This is a genomic window from Klebsiella sp. 4_1_44FAA (genome assembly GCF_000238715.1).
Classification (GTDB): domain Bacteria; phylum Pseudomonadota; class Gammaproteobacteria; order Enterobacterales; family Enterobacteriaceae; genus Klebsiella; species Klebsiella pneumoniae.
The window spans coordinates 338,279-351,495 of sequence record NZ_JH414802.1 but is presented as its reverse complement, the minus strand read 5'-3'; the positions used below and the strand labels follow the sequence as shown (position 1 = coordinate 351,495).

General features: G+C 61.0%; 13 protein-coding genes. 11 read left to right on the top strand and 2 right to left on the bottom strand.

The window, feature by feature from the left end:
* Positions 1 to 78: 78 nt before the first annotated feature.
* Together HMPREF1024_RS08830 and HMPREF1024_RS08835 are read left to right on the top strand one after the other, a co-directional pair.
* The gene (locus HMPREF1024_RS08830) at positions 79 to 1,248 is read left to right on the top strand and encodes a M20 aminoacylase family protein (protein WP_002901900.1); all 1,170 of its coding nucleotides are present in this window, start codon (positions 79 to 81) and stop codon (positions 1,246 to 1,248) included.
* Positions 1,249 to 1,273: 25 nt separating this feature from the next.
* Positions 1,274 to 2,665: an MFS transporter gene (locus tag HMPREF1024_RS08835; RefSeq protein WP_009309091.1), complete on the top strand. Its 1,392-nt coding sequence runs from the start codon at positions 1,274 to 1,276 to the stop codon at positions 2,663 to 2,665.
* Here HMPREF1024_RS08835 and pspF read toward each other — a convergent pair.
* Entirely contained in the window at positions 2,656 to 3,645 is a 990-nt protein-coding gene (gene pspF, locus HMPREF1024_RS08840) for a phage shock protein operon transcriptional activator (RefSeq protein WP_009309090.1), read from the bottom strand. The two genes, HMPREF1024_RS08835 and pspF, sit on opposite strands and share 10 nt — an antisense overlap.
* A gap of 152 nt (positions 3,646 to 3,797) precedes the next feature.
* Here pspF and pspA point away from each other — a divergent pair, with 152 nt between their 5' ends.
* The 6 genes from pspA (at position 3,798) to HMPREF1024_RS08870 (ending at position 7,910) form a co-directional block, all read left to right on the top strand.
* Positions 3,798 to 4,466 carry a phage shock protein PspA gene (gene pspA, locus HMPREF1024_RS08845; protein WP_002901908.1) on the top strand — a complete coding sequence of 223 codons (669 nt, stop codon included), beginning with the start codon at positions 3,798 to 3,800 and terminating at the stop codon, positions 4,464 to 4,466.
* Between the two features lie 55 nt (positions 4,467 to 4,521).
* Positions 4,522 to 4,746: an envelope stress response membrane protein PspB gene (gene pspB, locus HMPREF1024_RS08850; RefSeq protein WP_002901911.1), complete on the top strand. Its 225-nt coding sequence runs from the start codon at positions 4,522 to 4,524 to the stop codon at positions 4,744 to 4,746.
* Positions 4,746 to 5,105 carry an envelope stress response membrane protein PspC gene (gene pspC / locus HMPREF1024_RS08855; RefSeq protein WP_002901913.1) on the top strand — a complete coding sequence of 120 codons (360 nt, stop codon included), beginning with the start codon at positions 4,746 to 4,748 and terminating at the stop codon, positions 5,103 to 5,105. Before pspB ends, pspC begins: the two co-directional genes overlap by 1 nt.
* 28 nt (positions 5,106 to 5,133) lie before the next feature.
* Complete coding sequence (gene pspD / locus HMPREF1024_RS08860) at positions 5,134 to 5,352, top strand: phage shock protein PspD (protein WP_002901915.1); 219 nt, start codon at positions 5,134 to 5,136, stop codon at positions 5,350 to 5,352.
* 102 nt (positions 5,353 to 5,454) lie between these two features.
* Positions 5,455 to 6,852, top strand: a complete 1,398-nt coding sequence (locus HMPREF1024_RS08865; RefSeq protein ID WP_009309086.1) for a YcjX family protein — start codon at positions 5,455 to 5,457, stop codon at positions 6,850 to 6,852.
* On the top strand, positions 6,849 to 7,910 hold the full coding sequence (locus HMPREF1024_RS08870; RefSeq protein WP_004888586.1) for a YcjF family protein: 1,062 nt from the start codon (positions 6,849 to 6,851) through the stop codon (positions 7,908 to 7,910). Before HMPREF1024_RS08865 ends, HMPREF1024_RS08870 begins: the two co-directional genes overlap by 4 nt.
* A gap of 89 nt (positions 7,911 to 7,999) precedes the next feature.
* On the opposite strand, the gene HMPREF1024_RS08875 is transcribed toward HMPREF1024_RS08870, so the two are convergent.
* Positions 8,000 to 8,869, bottom strand: a complete 870-nt coding sequence (locus tag HMPREF1024_RS08875; protein ID WP_223362685.1) for a LysR substrate-binding domain-containing protein — start codon at positions 8,867 to 8,869, stop codon at positions 8,000 to 8,002.
* Positions 8,870 to 9,012: 143 nt separating this feature from the next.
* Here HMPREF1024_RS08875 and HMPREF1024_RS08880 point away from each other — a divergent pair, with 143 nt between their 5' ends.
* From HMPREF1024_RS08880 to HMPREF1024_RS08890, 3 genes are all read left to right on the top strand, one after another.
* On the top strand, positions 9,013 to 10,326 hold the full coding sequence (locus tag HMPREF1024_RS08880; RefSeq protein WP_002901977.1) for a 6-phospho-beta-glucosidase: 1,314 nt from the start codon (positions 9,013 to 9,015) through the stop codon (positions 10,324 to 10,326).
* 172 nt (positions 10,327 to 10,498) lie between these two features.
* A complete protein-coding gene (gene tyrR, locus HMPREF1024_RS08885) occupies positions 10,499 to 12,040 on the top strand; it encodes a transcriptional regulator TyrR (protein ID WP_002901979.1) in 1,542 nt (513 codons plus the stop codon).
* 101 nt (positions 12,041 to 12,141) lie between these two features.
* The gene (locus HMPREF1024_RS08890) at positions 12,142 to 13,194 is read left to right on the top strand and encodes an AbrB family transcriptional regulator (protein WP_004892705.1); all 1,053 of its coding nucleotides are present in this window, start codon (positions 12,142 to 12,144) and stop codon (positions 13,192 to 13,194) included.
* The last annotated feature ends 23 nt before the right edge of the window (positions 13,195 to 13,217 follow it).

Below are 13,217 nucleotides of genomic sequence, written 5' to 3'. Positions count from 1 at the left end.
CAAAAAAGCGCGCCTGCAAGCTGAGGCACCCGCATAAACTCGAAAGTGTCGTGCAAACACAACACAGGAATAACAAAAATGACACATCCGTTGCTAGAAGCATTGCAGGTTAACGAGGCGCAATTTATTGCTCTGCGTCGTCGGTTCCACCAGCAGCCGGAGATCGGCTTTGAAGAGCACCAGACCAGCAGCGAGGTCGCCCGACTGCTTGGCGAGTGGGGATACGAGGTTCACCGCGGCCTGGCGGGCACCGGAGTGGTGGGCACGCTGCGCGTCGGCGAGGGGAAAAAACGCCTTGGCCTGCGGGCGGATATGGATGCCCTGCCGATGCAGGAGCGGAGCGGTAAGCCGTGGGCAAGCCAGGTTGAAGGGCGCTTTCACGGCTGCGGCCATGACGGGCACACCACCACGCTGCTCTACGCCGCTGAATATCTGGCGCGCACCCGCCAGTTTACCGGCACGCTGCAGCTGATTTTCCAGCCCGCGGAAGAGTTGCTGTACGGCGGGCGGGTAATGGTCGAGGACGGTCTGTTTGACCAGTTCCCCTGCGACGCCATCTTCGGCCTGCACAATATGCCGGGTCAGCCGTTGGGCAAGATCGGCCTGCGCGACGGGGCGATGATGGCCTCCTCCGATACGCTGCATATTGAAGTGAAGGGCGTTGGCGGCCACGGCGCGGTGCCGGAGCATACGGTGGATGCCACGCTGGTGGCCTGCCATATTACCCTCGCGCTACAGTCCATTGTCTCGCGCAATATCACCCCGTTTGAACCGGCGGTGGTGACCGTCGGCAGCATCCAGGCCGGTCATGCGCCCAATATCATTAACGATCACGTGCTGATGAAGCTCACGGTGCGCACCCTCAATGAGCAGGTGCGCGAGACCGTGCTGCAGCGGATCCATGATATCGCCGTGGCCCAGGCGGAGAGCTTCAATGCCACCGCCACGCTGACCCACGTCAACGGCAGCCCGGTGTTGCGTAACGATCCGGCGACGAACGCCATGGTGCGGGAGGTGGCGACAGCGCTGTTTGGCGCAGAGCAGGTGGGCGAGGTGAAGCCGTTTATGGGCAGTGAAGATTTTGCCTTCATGCTGGAGCAGCACCCGCATGGCAGCTATTTCACCATCGGCGCTGGCGATGAGCCGGATCGCTGCATGGTGCATAACCCGGGGTATGACTTCAACGACGCGCTGTTGCTGACCGGCGCGGCGCTGTGGTGCGGCCTGACGGAACGCTATCTGCGCTAATCACGAGAAACGGGAGGGCCATGCGATGAGCACTGTCACAATAAGCGACACCCCGTTTGTCGGCAACGATCGCCTGCTGGTGGGGATTGTGTTAAGCGTTTTAACCTTCTGGCTGTTCGCCCAGTCGGTGATTAACGTGGTGCCGGCGATGAAAAGCAGCCTTGATATCTCTCTTGAAACCTTAACTCTGGCCGTCAGTCTCAGCGCGCTGTTCAGCGGCTGCTTCGTGGTCGCCAGCGGCGGCCTGGCGGACAAGTTTGGCCGGATGCGGATGACCACCCTCGGGCTGGGGCTGAGTATCGTCGGCAGCGCCATGCTGGTGGTTGCTCAGGGACCGGGGCTGTTCCTGGCCGGCCGGGTGCTGCAGGGGCTGTCGGCAGCCTGCATTATGCCGGCGACGCTGGCGCTGATTAAGACCTGGTATGAGGGGCGTGCGCGGCAGCGGGCGGTCAGCTTCTGGGTCATCGGCTCGTGGGGCGGCAGCGGTCTCTGTTCCTTCGTCGGCGGGGCTATCGCCACCGGTCTGGGCTGGCGCTGGATCTTCGTCTTCTCGATCGCCGTTGCCCTGCTGGCGCTGTTTTTGCTGCGCGGCACGCCGGAGAGCCGCAGCGCCAGCGCCAGCCAGCATAAGCTGGATGTCGGCGGTCTGCTGAGCCTAATTGTTGCGCTGGTGCTGGTGAATCTGTTTATCAGCAAGGGCCACGGCTGGGGCTGGAGCAGCCCGCTGTCGTTGACCATGCTGGCCGGGGCGCTGGCGGCGGGGACGATATTTATCCGCAACGGCATGCGCAAAGGCGAGGCGGCGCTGATTGATTTTGCGCTGTTTAGTAACCGGGCCTACGGTGCGGCAGTGCTGTCGAACTTTCTGCTCAATGGAGCGATTGGCACCATGATGATCGCCAGCATCTGGCTGCAGCAGGGGCACCACCTGACGCCGCTGGAGAGCGGGATGATGACCCTCGGCTATCTGGTGACCGTCCTGGCGATGATCCGGGTCGGCGAGAAGCTGCTGCAGCGCTATGGCGCCCGGCTGCCGATGATGGCCGGTCCGGTGTTGACCGCTATCGCCATCGCGCTGATATCCTGCACCTTTCTCGAAAAGGCGCTGTATATCGGGGTGGTGTTCGCCAGCAACGTGCTGTTTGGCCTCGGGCTGGGCTGCTACGCCACACCGTCGACGGATACCGCGGTGGCCAATGCCCCGGAGAACAAAATCGGTGTCGCCTCGGGGATCTATAAGATGGGCAGCTCGCTGGGCGGGGCGATGGGTATCGCCGTGACAGCGTCACTTTTCACGCTGTTTTTACCGCTGGGCATGGCCCATGCCGCCCAGTATGCCCTGTGGTTTAACGCCGTCTTATGTCTGGGGGCGATGGCGGTGAGCGCGCTGCTGCTGCCGCGCGCCTCTCACAGCTGATGCTTTTTCAGCAGCGCGCGGAGCTGGTGATAGGTTAATCCCAGCAGCTCCGCCGCCTGCTTCTGATGATACTTCGCCTGCTCCAGACTCCGCTGCAGCAGGCGTTTTTCCTGCTGGAACTGGAAATCGCGCAGATCCAGCGGTAGCGCGGGCAGCTCATCGCCGGGCGCGGCTTCCGGCGGAGAGCCGGGGGACTGACGAAAAGGGTTAATAATAATCGCGTCCAGCTCATGTTCGCTGTCGCCGTGGCGATACACCGAGCGCTCAACCACGTTCTTCAGTTCGCGAATATTCCCCGGCCAGCGGTAGCCGAGCAGCGTCGCGGTCGCTCGTTCGCTAAAGCCGGGAAACAGCGGCAGACCGAGTTCGCGGCACATCTGGATGGCAAACTGGTTGGCGAGCAGCATGATGTCGCTCTGCCGGTCGCGCAGCGGGGGGAGCTGTACCACGTCGAAGGCCAGGCGGTCGAGCAGGTCGGCGCGAAAATGACCTTCCTCGACCATCTGCGGCAGGTCAGCGTTGGTGGCGCACACCAGCCGGACGTTAACCTGCAGCGGCTGGCTGCCGCCCACGCGCTCCAGCTCGCCATATTCAATCACTCTTAACAGCTTCTCCTGCACCAGCATTGGGGCTGTCGCCAGCTCATCCAGAAACAGCGTCCCGCCGTCGGCGCGCTCGAAGCGCCCGGGATGGCGCTTGCTGGCCCCGGTGAAAGCCCCGGCTTCGTGGCCGAACAGCTCCGAGTCGAGCAGATTATCGTTCAGCGCCGCGCAGTTCAACGAGATAAACGGCCCCTGCCAGCGGCTGGAGAGGTAGTGGAGACGGTTAGCGATAAGCTCTTTCCCGGTGCCGCGCTCGCCGATGACCAGCACCGGTTTATCCAGCGGGGCCAGCCGGGAAACCTGTTCCAGCACCTCGAGAAAGCTATTGGCCTCGCCCAGCAGATTATCCTTGTACTGCGCCATGATGAATTTCGCCATTAAGTAGTGTAATTAACCAGGTGACTGTAGCAATGCCCAGCACGTTTCGCAACCACCCTGTTTAAAATCAATAAGATAAAAAGTTGGCACGCCATTTGTATTAGCTAAGCCACAGGTGAATGCCTGAAACCAGAACTATGAGGATTGAAATTATGGGTATTTTTTCTCGTTTTGCCGACATCGTGAACGCCAACATCAACTCCCTGCTGGAGAAAGCGGAGGACCCGCAAAAGCTGGTGCGTCTGATGATCCAGGAGATGGAAGACACGCTGGTTGAGGTGCGTTCGACATCGGCCCGCGCGCTGGCGGAAAAGAAACAGCTGTCACGTCGTATTGAGCAGGCGGTCGCCCAGCAGGCGGAATGGCAGGAAAAAGCCGAGCTGGCCCTGCGCAAAGAGAAAGAAGATCTGGCCCGGGCGGCGCTGATCGAAAAACAAAAGCTGACCGACCTTATCGCTCAGCTGGATCATGAAGTGCAGCTGGTGGATGAAACCCTGGCGCGGATGAAAAAAGAGATTGGCGAGCTGGAGAACAAACTCAGCGAAACCCGCGCCCGTCAGCAGGCGCTGGCGCTGCGCCATCAGGCGGCGAGTTCGTCCCGCGATGTGCGTCGCCAGCTGGACAGCGGTAAACTGGATGAGGCGATGGCGCGCTTTGAATCCTTTGAGCGTCGCATCGATCAGATGGAAGCGGAAGCGGAGAGCCACCGCTTTGGCAAGCAGCAGACGCTGGATCAGCAGTTTGCCGAACTGAAAGCGGACGATGAAATCAGCGAGCAGCTGGCGGCGTTGAAAGCCAAAATGAATCAGTCCAACCAGTAAGTATGATTGCGCGGCGCGGCGTTGCGCCGCGGCTCACCCCCTGTAAGGAGTACACATGAGCATGCTTTTTCTCGCCATTCCGCTGACGCTGTTTGTGCTGTTTGTTCTGCCGGTCTGGCTGTGGCTGCACTACAACAATCGCGGCGCCAACGGCAGTCTGACGCAAAATGAGCAGCAACGGCTGCTGCAGTTGACCGATGACGCGAAGCGGATGCGCGAACGCATTCAGGCGCTGGAAGCGATCCTGGACGCCGAACATCCGAACTGGAGGGACAAATAATGGCCGGGCTGGATCTGAATAAAAAACTGTGGCGTATCCCACAGCGCGGGATGGTAAAGGGCGTCTGCGCGGGCATTGCTCAGCATCTTGATGTCCCGGTGAAGCTGGTGCGTCTGATTACCGTGCTGGCGATGATTTTCGGCCTCTTTTTCTTTGTCCTGGTGGCCTACATCATTTTGACTTTTGCTCTGGATCCGATACCGGACAGCGAGCTGTACGGTCATAAAGCGCCGAGCAATGGCGATCTGCTGGCCGCCGTGGATGCCGAACTGGCCTCCGGTGAACAGCGTCTGCGTGAAATGGAGCGGTATGTGACCTCCGACACCTTTACGCTGCGCAGCCGCTTTCGCCAGCTGTAAACCCTGTTTCTAACGAATGAGGCAACGCATGAATAGCAAATGGCAACGCGCCGGGCAGCAGGTGAAGCCCGGTCTGAAAATCGTCGGTAAGCTGGCGCTGCTGACCGCGCTGCGTTATGGCCCGGCGGGCGTTGCCGGCTGGGCGGTTAAATCGGTCGCGCGTCGGCCGCTGAAAATGCTGCTGGCGGTGGCGCTGGAGCCGCTGCTCAGCCGGCTGGCCAACCGCGTCACGCGCGGGATGAAATAATGCCGCCGTGGGGAAGGCGCAAAAGGATTAACGTTGTCCTGCTTATCCCCGGCAGATCGCTTATGATGACGAGACATACCTTCAGGGCATAACGGACTGGCGATGAAGCGACTGAAAACTGAATTGAATGCGCTGGTCAACCGCGGGGTTGACCGGCATTTACGTCTGGCGGTAACCGGCCTGAGCCGGAGCGGTAAAACGGCGTTTATCACCGCGCTGGTCAACCAGCTGTTGAATATCCACACCGGCGCCCGCCTGCCGCTGCTGAGCGCCGCACGCGAAGAGCGGCTGCTCGGCGTCAAGCGCGTGCCGCAGCGGGACTTTGGCATTCCCCGATTCACCTACGACGAAGGGCTGGCCCAGCTGTACGGCCAGCCCCCCATGTGGCCAACCCCGACGCGCGGGGTGAGCGAGATCCGTCTCGCGCTGCGCTACCGTTCGAATGACTCCCTGCTGCGCCATTTTAAAGATACCTCCACGCTGTATCTGGAGATTGTCGACTATCCGGGCGAGTGGCTGCTCGACCTGCCGATGCTGGCGCAGGATTATCTGAGCTGGTCGCGACAGATGACCGGGCTCCTGCAGGGACAGCGTGCGGAGTGGTCGGCCCGCTGGCGGCAGCTGTGCGCCGGGCTGGATCCGCTGGCCCCTGCCGACGAGGCTCGGCTGGCGGATATCGCTGCCGCCTGGACGGACTATCTCCACGCCTGTAAGCTCGAAGGGCTGCACTTTATCCAACCCGGGCGCTTTGTCCTGCCCGGAGAAATGGCGGGCGCGCCGGCGCTGCAGTTTTTCCCGTGGCCCGACGTCGACGCCGTCGGCGAAGCCAAGCTGGCGCAGGCCGATAAACACAGCAACGCCGGCATGCTGCGCGAACGTTACAAATACTATTGCGAAAGGGTGGTGAAGGGGTTCTACAAAGAGCACTTCCTGCGCTTCGACCGGCAGATTGTGCTGGTGGACTGTCTGCAGCCGCTCAACAGCGGGCCGCAGGCGTTTAACGATATGCGCCTGGCGCTGACCCAGCTGATGCAAAGTTTCCATTACGGGCAGCGCACCTTGTTCCGCCGGTTGTTTTCGCCGGTTATCGACAAGCTGCTGTTTGCCGCTACCAAAGCCGATCACGTCACGATCGATCAGCACAGCAATATGGTGTCGCTCCTGCAGCAACTGATTCAGGACGCGTGGCAGAACGCCGCCTTTGAAGGGATCAGTATGGATTGCCTGGGGCTGGCGTCTATTCAGGCGACCCAGAGCGGGCTGATTGAGGTGAATGGCGAGAAAATTCCCGCCCTGCGCGGCAATCGCCTGAGCGACGGCCAGCCGTTGACCATCTATCCCGGTGAGGTGCCGGCGCGCCTGCCGGGCCAGGCCTTCTGGCAGCAGCAGGGATTTCAGTTTGAAAACTTTCGTCCGCAGGTCATGGATGTCGATCGGCCTTTGCCGCACATTCGTCTCGACGCGGCGCTGGAATTTTTGATTGGAGATAAACTGCGATGAGCGAACCGTTAAAACCGCGGATTGATTTTGATGGGCCGCTGCAAGCGGAGAAAATTCCGCCGCTGAAAGGCGCTCGCGCCTTCGACACCCTGGAGGCGGACAACTTCGCGCCAGCGCGGCTGGTGACCGGCGAAGAGGAAGAGGGGGCGGCGGAAGCGGTGGTGGAGTCGGTCCTGCGACCCAAACGCAGCCTGTGGCGGCGGATGGTCAGCGCCGGACTGGCGATCTTCGGCGTCAGCGTCGTGGCGCAAGGCGTGCAATGGACGGCTAACGCCTGGCAGACCCAGGACTGGATTGCGCTGGGCGGCTGCGTCGCCGGGGCGCTGATCGTCGGAGCCGGCGTCGGATCTGTGGCCACCGAGTGGCGCCGTCTGTGGCGACTGCGCCAGCGCGCCCACGAACGCGATGAAGCGCGCGATATGCTGCACAGTCACGCGGTCGGTAAAGCGAAAGCGTTTTGTGAGAAGCTGGCGCAGCAGGCCGGGCTGGATCAGTCGCATCCGGCGCTGCAGCGCTGGTATGCCGCGATCCACGAAACGCAAAGCGATCGCGAAGTGGTGAGCCTTTATGCGCAGCTGGTGCAGCCGGTGCTCGATGCCCAGGCGCGGCGGGAAATCAGCCGTTCGGCGGCGGAGTCGACGCTGATGATTGCCGTCAGTCCGCTGGCGCTGGTGGATATGGCGTTTATCGCCTGGCGGAACCTGCGGCTGATCAACCGAATCGCCACGTTGTACGGCATTGAGCTCGGGTATTACAGCCGTCTGCGACTGTTTCGCCTGGTGTTGCTTAATATCGCTTTCGCTGGCGCCAGCGAACTGGTGCGCGAGGTGGGGATGGACTGGATGTCGCAGGATCTGGCGGCCCGGCTGTCGGCGCGCGCCGCGCAGGGCATTGGCGCCGGCCTGCTGACCGCTCGTCTCGGGATCAAGGCGATGGAGCTGTGCCGCCCGCTGCCGTGGATCGCAGATGATAAACCGCGACTCGGCGATTTTCGGCGCGAGCTGATTGGGCAGTTGAAAGAGACCCTGCAGAAAAGCAAAACCCACCCGGAGAAGTAACCTCCGCTCAGAGACATCGCCGGGCGGCGGCTTCGCCTTGCCCGGCCTTCGACGTCAAGCTCTGGCACGCGCACCCTGGCAATATTCGATTAGGCGCATTCCTCCGCCAGCCACTCGCTGAAGGCGCGAAAGCGCGGGCGGGAACGGTTCTCCTGCGGACAAATCAGGTCATAGCCAAAGGGCGAGGGCGCTTCATTTTCAGACAAGGCCACCAGCCTGCCGGCGTCGAGCAGCGGCTGGATCAGCGTTTTACGCCCCATCACCACGCCGAGTCCATTGAGCGCCATCTCGATGGCCAGCGAGTGGTTATTCACCGCGTAATACCGGCCGTCAAAAGGTAACGCCTGTCCGCTGTGCTGGCACCACAGGCGCCATTCCGCAAATTGATCCTGTACGTCGGTGGATTCGCACGCATGGATCCAGACGAGCGCCGCCGGGTCGCCGCCGCTTAGCGGACGATACTGCTGGCGATAACGCGGGGAGCAGACCGGGAGCAAACTTTCCGCCATCAGCCGCTGTTGATAAAGATCGGGGTAGCGCGTGGCGCCGTAGTAAATTGCCAGATCCACCCGCTCCTCGTTAAAATCCATCACCCCGGCGCGCACGCGAAACTGCAGATTCAGTCCCGGCCATTGCGCCTGAAAGCGCGGCAGACGCGGCATCAGCCACAGATGGGCCAGCGTCGGCGCAATACCAATATGCAGCGTGCCGCGCAGATCCTGATCGCGAATATCCTCAATTTCATCGTTAATCGCCCGCAGCGAATGGCTTAACGTCGCCAGCAGCCGCTTACCTTCCTCTGTCAGCGCCAGTTTACGCGTCATGCGGATAAACAGGCGAAACCCGATGTGCATCTCCAGCCTGCGGATCCGATGGCTGACCGCTCCCTGGGTAAGGTTCATTTCATGCGCGGCAAGGGTAAAGCTCAGGTGGCGGGCGGTCACCTCAAAGGTCTGCAGCAGCGCAAGGATGCTTTGTTGCTCAAGCACAGATTGTCTCCCTTATGCATTAATTGAGTTCATGCATAGGCCGATTTAATTCGTTTGTTAGGCCAGTTTTGCCGGTTTTAAATAGTTATATCGTAACTAAACCGAGGTATACCATGTCAGGACTCAAAATTGTGGTGATTGGCGGTGGCTCCAGCTACACCCCGGAACTGATTGAAGGTTTGCTCAACCGCTATCACGAAATGCCGGTCGCTTCGCTATGGCTGGTGGACATTGAAGAGGGCAAAGAGAAAGTCGAGATTATCGCCGGACTGGCGCGGCGAATGATCGCCAAAGCCGGGCTGACTATTGAAGTGGTGGCCACCCTTGACCGGGAAAGCGCGCTGCGCGATGCCGATTTCGTCTGCTCGCAGTTTCGCGCCGGCTGCCTTGACGCCCGGATCAGCGATGAACGTATCTCCCTCAAGTATGGCTTGATCGGCCAGGAGACCAATGGCCTTGGCGGCTTCGCCAACGCCTGTCGCACCATTCCCATCGCCCTGGAGATCGCTGCCGATATGGAGCGACTGTGTCCCGACGCCTGGCTGCTGAACTTTACCAACCCGTCGGGGATGGTGACCGAAGCGATCCTGCGCCACAGCCGCATCAAAGCCGTCGGCCTGTGTAACGTGCCGGTGATTATGCAAAAAGGGATAACCACTCTGCTGCAATGCGCTGACGAAAAAGAGGTGGTGATGCAGGTCGCCGGCCTGAACCACTTTATCTTCGTGCGTCAGATCCTGCACAAAGGTAAAGAATGGCTGCCGGAGGTGATAGCCGAGATCAACGCCGGTCGGGATCCGCTGGTGCCGCGCAACATTCCGCCGTTCCGTTGGCCGTCGCATCTGCTGCAGGGCTTAGGCATGATCCCCTGCGCCTATCTGCGTTATTACTACATGAAAGACGATCTGCTGCGCCAGGAGCTGGCGGAGGCGGGCGGCGAAGGAACCCGCGGGGAAGTGGTTAAGCAGCTGGAAAAAATCTTGTTTGACCAGTACCGCGACCCGCACCTGGCAGTCAAACCGAAGGCGCTGGAAGGGCGCGGCGGCCAGTACTATTCCGAGGCGGCCTGCGAGCTGATGAATGCCATCTACAACGACAAGCGGATTATCATGCACGTCAATACGCGTAATAACGGCGCCATCAATGGCCTGCCGGATGACTGCGCGGTAGAGGTCAGCTCGCTGATTACCGCTTCTGGTCCGCTACCTCTCAATGTGGCGCCGTTCCCGGAAGATACCCTGCGTTTGCTGCAGCTGATGAAATCATTTGAACGGCTGACTATCGAGGCCGCGCTCACCGGCAACCGCCACACCGCATGGCGTGCTCTGATGCTGAATCCGCTGATCGTCAGCGGCGAGAAGCTCGAACTGGCGTTGGATGAGGTGATCGCTGAGAACCGTCAGTGGCTGCCTGCTTTCCACGCCTGACCCAAGACTCACCGGCCGCCTGGCCGGTGATTTAACCACTGACCGTCTGACTTTACGCCACAGCGCCCATTTTTCCGCCACACTGTCAATAATTGTTGACAGTTAGCTTCCCGAAAACCCATTCCTGGCCTATTATTCTCCCGTCATTGGCACTTTTAGGGTGAACACTCCCATGCGTCTTGAAGTCTTTTGTGAAGACCGTCTCGGTCTGACTCGTGAATTGCTCGATTTGCTGGTGCTGCGTGGTATTGACCTGCGCGGTATCGATATTGACCCTATTGGCCGAATTTACCTCAATTTCGCCGAACTGGAATTCGCCACGTTCAGCAGCCTGATGGCTGAGATCCGCCGTATCGCCGGCGTGACGGACGTGCGCACCGTGCCCTGGATGCCGTCTGAACGTGAACACCTGGCGCTCAGCGCGCTGCTGGTAGCGATGCCGGAGCCGGTGCTGTCGCTGGATACCAAAGGTCGGGTGGAACTGGCGAACCCCGCCAGCTGCCTGCTGTTTGGCCAAAGCCAGGCGAAGCTGCGTAACCACCCGGTGGCCCAGCTGATCGCCGATTTTAACGTTCAGCGCTGGCTGGAGAGCAGCCCGCAGGAGACGCATGCGGAGCATGTGGTGGTGAATGGGCAGAACTACCTGCTGGAAGTGACTCCGGTCTATCTGGAAGGAGAGCATAACGAGCGAGTGCTGACCGGCGCCGTGGCGATGTTGCGCTCAACCGTGCGCATGGGACGCCAGCTGCAGACCATGACCAGCCAGGATACCAGCGCTTTCAGTCAGATCCTCGCGGTGGGGCCGAAAATGCGCCACGTGGTGGAGCAAGCGCGCAAGCTGGCGATGCTCAGCGCGCCGCTGCTGATTGTCGGCGACACCGGCACCGGTAAAGATCTGCTGGCCCATGCCTGCCATCTGGCCAGTCCGCGGGCGGGCAAACCCTATCTGGCGCTCAACTGTGGCTCCATTCCCGAGGACGCGGTCGAGAGCGAGCTGTTTGGCGACGCGCTGCAGGGCAAGAAGGGCTTCTTCGAGCAAGCCAACGGCGGCTCGGTGCTGCTGGATGAAATTGGCGAGATGTCGCCGCGCATGCAGACCAAGCTGCTGCGCTTTCTCAACGACGGCACCTTCCGCCGCGTTGGCGAGGATCATGAAGTGCACGTCGATGTGCGGGTGATCTGCGCGACGCAGAAAAACCTGATCGAGCTGGTGCAGAAAGGGCTTTTCCGCGAAGATCTCTACTATCGCCTCAACGTCCTGACGCTGTATCTGCCGCCGCTGCGCGATTGCCCGCAGGACATCATGCCGCTGACGGAGCTGTTCGTGGCCCGCTTTGCCGACGAGCAGGGGATCCCGCGGCCGAAGCTCTCTGCCGATCTCAGTACGGTGCTTACCCGCTACAGCTGGCCCGGCAACGTCCGCCAGCTGAAGAATGCCGTCTATCGCGCACTGACCCAGCTGGAAGGATTTGAGCTGCGTCCACAGGACATTCTGCTGCCGGACCATGACGTCGCCTCGCTGCCGGTGGGCGAGGAGGCCATGGAAGGGTCGCTGGACGACATCACCCGCCGCTTTGAGCGCTCGGTGCTGACCCAGCTCTATCGCAGCTACCCCAGCACCCGTAAGCTGGCGAAGCGGCTGGGGGTGTCGCATACCGCCATCGCCAATAAGCTGCGTGAATATGGTCTGAGTCAGAAAAAGGGCGACGAATAATCCCGCCAGGCCGGCGACCCACGTCGCCGGCATCCCGGCCTGCAAAGCGGGCCAAACCTGTATATACTGGTTTTTTAATCCTTTTTCCGGGGTGGTGCATCTTGGCGTCGCGTCGCGCGATCGGGCACTGGCTGATATTGCTGCTGCTCTCTGTTCTCTTTTCCTCGCTGCTGTTACGAATACACCTGCCGGCAGCGCTGCTGCTGGGGCCGCTGATCGCCGGTCTCATTTTGAGCCTGCGCGGGGTGAAGTTGAGCATCCCTCGCCCCTGTTATCTGGCGGCGCAGGCCATCGTCGGCTGCATGATCGCCCGGGCGATTAATCCCTCTGTTTTTGGCGTGCTGTTCAACAACTGGGCGCTGGTGCTGGCGATCCTGTTGACCACCCTGGCGATAAGCGGCCTTACCGGCTGGCTGCTGGTCCGCTACAGCGCGCTGCCGGGCGCCACTGGCGCCTGGGGAAGCTCTCCCGGCGGCGCGTCGGCAATGGTGGTGATGGCCCAGGAGTACGGGGCCGATGTGCGGCTGGTGGCGCTGATGCAGTATCTGCGGGTGCTGTTTGTCGTCGGCGCGGCGGCGCTGGTGGTGCGCTATGCCCTGGGCAATGAAGCACAGGAAATGACTCAGGATATTGTCTGGTTTCCATCGTTGACCCTGAATTTCCCTTTCACGCTGCTGCTGACGGCGGTGGCCTGTTGGCTGGGCATGCGGCTGCGCATCCCCTCCGGGGCCATGCTGCTGCCGATGCTGCTTGGCGCCCTGGCCCAGGGCGGCGGCTGGCTGATGCTGGAGCTGCCGGAGTGGCTGCTGGCGATGGCCTATGCGGTGCTGGGCTGGACGGTGGGGCTCCAGTTTAATAAAGCCATTTTTCTGCTGGTCCTCAAGACGCTGCCGCAGATTATCGCCTCCATCATCGGACTGATCCTGATGTGCGCCCTGATGGCCCTTGCCCTGACCCACATTCTGCAGATGGACTTTATGACCGCCTATCTGGCCACCAGCCCCGGCGGCCTGGACACGGTGGCGATTATCGCCGCCGGCACCCGGGCGGACATGTCGTTTATTATGGCGCTACAGACGCTGCGGCTGTTTACCATTTTGCTGACCGGCCCGGCGATGGCGCGGGCTATCTCCCGCTATGCGCCGCGGCAATAAAAAGCCCTCGCAGAGCGAGGGCT

Coding starts and splice junctions, on each gene's coding strand:
- HMPREF1024_RS08830 (WP_002901900.1), top strand. CDS start 79: ATGACACATCCGTTGCTAGAAGCATTGCAGGTTAACGAGGCGCAATTT.
- HMPREF1024_RS08835 (WP_009309091.1), top strand. CDS start 1,274: ATGAGCACTGTCACAATAAGCGACACCCCGTTTGTCGGCAACGATCGC.
- pspF (WP_009309090.1), bottom strand. CDS start 3,645: ATGGCGAAATTCATCATGGCGCAGTACAAGGATAATCTGCTGGGCGAG.
- pspA (WP_002901908.1), top strand. CDS start 3,798: ATGGGTATTTTTTCTCGTTTTGCCGACATCGTGAACGCCAACATCAAC.
- pspB (WP_002901911.1), top strand. CDS start 4,522: ATGAGCATGCTTTTTCTCGCCATTCCGCTGACGCTGTTTGTGCTGTTT.
- pspC (WP_002901913.1), top strand. CDS start 4,746: ATGGCCGGGCTGGATCTGAATAAAAAACTGTGGCGTATCCCACAGCGC.
- pspD (WP_002901915.1), top strand. CDS start 5,134: ATGAATAGCAAATGGCAACGCGCCGGGCAGCAGGTGAAGCCCGGTCTG.
- HMPREF1024_RS08865 (WP_009309086.1), top strand. CDS start 5,455: ATGAAGCGACTGAAAACTGAATTGAATGCGCTGGTCAACCGCGGGGTT.
- HMPREF1024_RS08870 (WP_004888586.1), top strand. CDS start 6,849: ATGAGCGAACCGTTAAAACCGCGGATTGATTTTGATGGGCCGCTGCAA.
- HMPREF1024_RS08880 (WP_002901977.1), top strand. CDS start 9,013: ATGTCAGGACTCAAAATTGTGGTGATTGGCGGTGGCTCCAGCTACACC.
- tyrR (WP_002901979.1), top strand. CDS start 10,499: ATGCGTCTTGAAGTCTTTTGTGAAGACCGTCTCGGTCTGACTCGTGAA.